This window comes from Myxococcus dinghuensis, assembly GCF_024198235.1.
Classification (GTDB): Bacteria; Myxococcota; Myxococcia; order Myxococcales; family Myxococcaceae; genus Myxococcus; species Myxococcus dinghuensis.
Genome location: NZ_JAKCFB010000100.1, coordinates 1 through 3,311, shown reverse-complemented (window position 1 = coordinate 3,311; position 3,311 = coordinate 1). Strand labels below are relative to the sequence as shown.

Annotated in this window: 4 protein-coding genes; 1 reads left to right on the top strand and 3 read right to left on the bottom strand. The window is 63.1% G+C overall.

Translation table 11 applies throughout. The features are described 5' to 3' along the window. Both LZ198_RS42600 and LZ198_RS42595 read right to left on the bottom strand, forming a co-directional pair. A partial coding sequence (locus tag LZ198_RS42600) for a M15 family metallopeptidase (protein WP_253977904.1) occupies positions 1-394 on the bottom strand: 394 nt, incomplete at its 3' end. Beyond that, the gene (locus LZ198_RS42595) at positions 394-582 is read right to left on the bottom strand and encodes a hypothetical protein (RefSeq protein ID WP_253977903.1); all 189 of its coding nucleotides are present in this window, start codon (positions 580-582) and stop codon (positions 394-396) included. The genes LZ198_RS42595 and LZ198_RS42600, both read right to left, overlap by 1 nt. 385 nt (positions 583-967) lie before the next feature. On the opposite strand from LZ198_RS42595, the gene LZ198_RS42590 reads away from it, so the two are divergent. Beyond that, positions 968-2,002 carry a hypothetical protein gene (locus tag LZ198_RS42590; protein WP_253977902.1) on the top strand — a complete coding sequence of 345 codons (1,035 nt, stop codon included), beginning with the start codon at positions 968-970 and terminating at the stop codon, positions 2,000-2,002. Here LZ198_RS42590 and LZ198_RS42585 read toward each other — a convergent pair. After that, a partial coding sequence (locus tag LZ198_RS42585; protein ID WP_253977901.1) for a Hint domain-containing protein occupies positions 1,999-3,311 on the bottom strand: 1,313 nt, incomplete at its 5' end. The two genes, LZ198_RS42590 and LZ198_RS42585, sit on opposite strands and share 4 nt — an antisense overlap.

Below are 3,311 nucleotides of genomic sequence, written 5' to 3'. Positions count from 1 at the left end.
GGAGCGCGCTCACGTAGCCCGGCCACTGCACATGGGGCGAGTCGCCGAACCGGCCGCCCCAGACGAGCCCCGCCCGCGTCGACTCCTCGCCCAGCACGCGATAGGCCGGCAGGCGCCAATCGGGCTGGACACCGGGCCGAGCATCGCCGTCACAGACGAAGTCGAAGGCGAGCCCGTAGTTGTGAGCGGACAGCCCCGGCGCCGACGCCTTGCCGCCCTTGCCCGCGAGGAAGAGGCGCCGCAGCTCGGCCTGCTCTTCGAGGCTCCGGAAGCCGTAGGTGGCGACGTAATGGGCGCCCCGGGCCTCGCACCGCGCGATGACCTCGAAGGACACCGCGACGAACGGCAGATAGACACGGTCCAGCTCGACGCGCGTGAAGTTCTCCCGGGTCATCAGGCGTCCTCTCCGTCGGCCTGGGACATGCGCAGCAGCTCCAGTTCGACGGTCTGCCGGACCTGAGCGGGAAGCCCCATGCTGAACTCGTCGCGCCACCTGCGAAGCGCGCCCAGCTCCACGGCAAGGGTGTTGATGCGCTCGTCCTGCCGGGCGACCTTCTCGACGAGGGCACGGATCTCCCCCACGAGGGACTTCGCAGCCCAAGTGAGAACACCAACTCCCGCCGTTCCGAGCAGGGAGCCAACGACGAGCTGTAGGGACTGGGTCTCTTCGGAAGTCACCGCGTCACCAGGGGCTTGGGGTTGCCCCTGGTAAATGGGTGTGACTTCCGGCTGTGGCCCATCCTACTTCGGACTACCCATTTCCCCAGGGCACTCGCGATAAGCTAGAGGCCCAGCCAGATACTTTTGACTGCGCGACGTCCCGCTTGATGAGAGCGCGTCTCGTCGATTTGGCGCCCCGTTGCTATTCGGGAGAGTAGAACCACCAGCACCTATTGAACCCAGGATCGGTCTTGCCTCAGTCCAACCACTCTATCGCAAGAGTTCGACCGCCCGAAAGAACGCCCACATGACACTCAGCCCGCCCCCTCAAGTCCCGTCGCCAGTGACACTACTTGATCCGGAGCACGCCCAAATCCTCCAAGCGAGGCGGACCCTCTACAGGCAACTCGCACTTTCCGTTGCCATTCCTGTAATAGCATCTGGAATCGTCCTTCTTCTCACCAGAGATCTTGAGAACATATCACCCACGGCATTTATCGCATGCCAGATCTACGCAATACACCTGACACTTACGCACAAAAAACAACGAGGCGCGCTCATTCTCCTACAAACAGTGCTCCTGGGCGTCCAACTGCTGAACAATCACTACAAATACAGAGAATATACCGCATACGAGCGCATCTCCAGTCGGACCGAGGAGGTGAATCTGGCCGTAATCAGAGAGGCCCAGGTGGCCATACAGCTCTCAACCGAGGCAATCAGTCAGGCCTTCGATAGCAGCCCTCCAGACGATCGCCTGGAGGGATTGTTTCAGGCGAGAGACAGGGCACTCAAGGCATCGCTAAAAATGGACATCGAGGAACACCTATCCCCCAGTCCGCCCCTTATCACCAAGGAGGAACTACGTACGAGAATGATCCGGGCGACAGTTTTCGGCAGCCTGATCTTGATATGCGCAGGTGTCTACCTCTTCACTCTGCGTACGCATTATCGAATCATATACGGGGGGATAGAGGTGGTTTTTGCAATAATCGCTGCGATTGCCGCCATGGTCGACTTGCTCGACACTGAAGGCGCAACCAAGTGGATCGGCATCGGTGCGTCGATTTATCTAATCGTGCGAGGATTGGACAACATCGAACAAGGATGGACCAAACGGCGCGAGTTGCTCGAACTCTCAGCTCGTGCCAGCGACTCGGAGGCACCTGCCACTACTCCTCCCGAAGGGAGATTGGCGGGACCAACTGCGCCGCTCAATATGGGAGGGACTGAGCCACCTCATTTCGCCCCCCACCAACAACTCGCCGCGATGACACAGGACGGCAAAGTAGAATTTCATTCCCCACTCTCCCCCGAGAGCAAGTCAAGTTCGTCTGGTTAGTCGCGAGGCTTGAGGTTGTGCGCCAGCAGCCCTTGCACGACGTAGGTCTTCGCCCAGCGGACGGCGACTTTCATCACGTCCCCCGAATCCGTCGGCTCCACGCGCGCCACGCGGCCTGGGGCGAAGCCCTCAACCGTTTCCCCGAGGCGAAGCGCGTCCGTGCGAGTCCAGCCGCGCTCCAGGGTGCGCCAGCAATGGTCGGGCGTCACCACCAGCGCTCGGCCATCCTCCATCACGAGCTTGCAGCGCTCGGCACGATGGCGGCTGACATGGGTGACGTCGAACAAGCCCCCGTCCTTCTCGTCCTCGTGCATGGTGAGCACCCGCATGCCGGGGCTGAGCAGCTCGGCGGGCAGCTCCGTACCATCCGCGAGCAACACGGGCTCCCACGGCGCGACACACGTTCCGTGCTCCAGGCCACCGCCACCGCCACCACTGGCCGGCGTCGCTCCGGGGCCGGTGGCACTGCGAAGCATGTCCGTGTTGTAGCCGCTCGGCGGGTAGAACCAGCGCTCCGCACTGAAGCCCGCTGCGTTGTGCATGCGCACCTTGAGGTAGAGGTACTTGTTCACGAGCGAGTCGCGGATGCGGTTGAGCTTGTCGCCGTACATGAACGAGAAGCCCACGCTCGTTGCGTTGCCCGCGTCGCCGTCGGCAAGCCCGTTCTGGTACTTGCGGTCAGCGAGCGAAACTGTCGTGCTGTAGAGCAGGTTCGGAGTCACGAGGTCGCCGTAGGCCCAATAGAAGGCGACCTCCATGAAGCGAAGCGCGTCGAGGTTGTCGCTCGCGGACTGGGGCTGAATCGTCGCCCGGTAGTGCGCCCACGAGAACCAGCCCGCGCCCCCCGAAGCGCCGGCCAGCGCGTACCCTTCGACGACTTGGAGGCTCAGACGGTCGATGTTCGGCGGGCCCTCGTTGTTGCCCCGGTAGTAGATGCGGCTACCCGTGTCGGCGAGGGCCTGCACGGAGCGGAAGAAGCCGTCGCTCAGGTAGTAGCGGCCCACCTGGACGTTGTTGGACGCCACCTTCAGCGTCGTCCCCACGTTGTCCAGCTTCGCCCCGGCCGTGGGCATGCCGTTGCCGTCCTCCGCGTAGTTGGACGTCTTCAGCGTGTTCGCGGCCAACAGGTCGAAGGTGACCATCTTCCGCAAGGACGCGGCATCGAAGTAGAGGCGCTTGCCCACGTCGGCGGCCAGCACCTCCGTTTCCCAGTAGAGCTGAACCCCGGTGCATCCGGCCGGACACGTCCCCGACACCGTGACGCGTCGGTAGGTGGCCCCCACCGGCCCCAGTGTCGCGGCGGACGTCT

Coding starts and splice junctions, on each gene's coding strand:
- LZ198_RS42590 (WP_253977902.1), top strand. CDS start 968: ATGACACTCAGCCCGCCCCCTCAAGTCCCGTCGCCAGTGACACTACTT.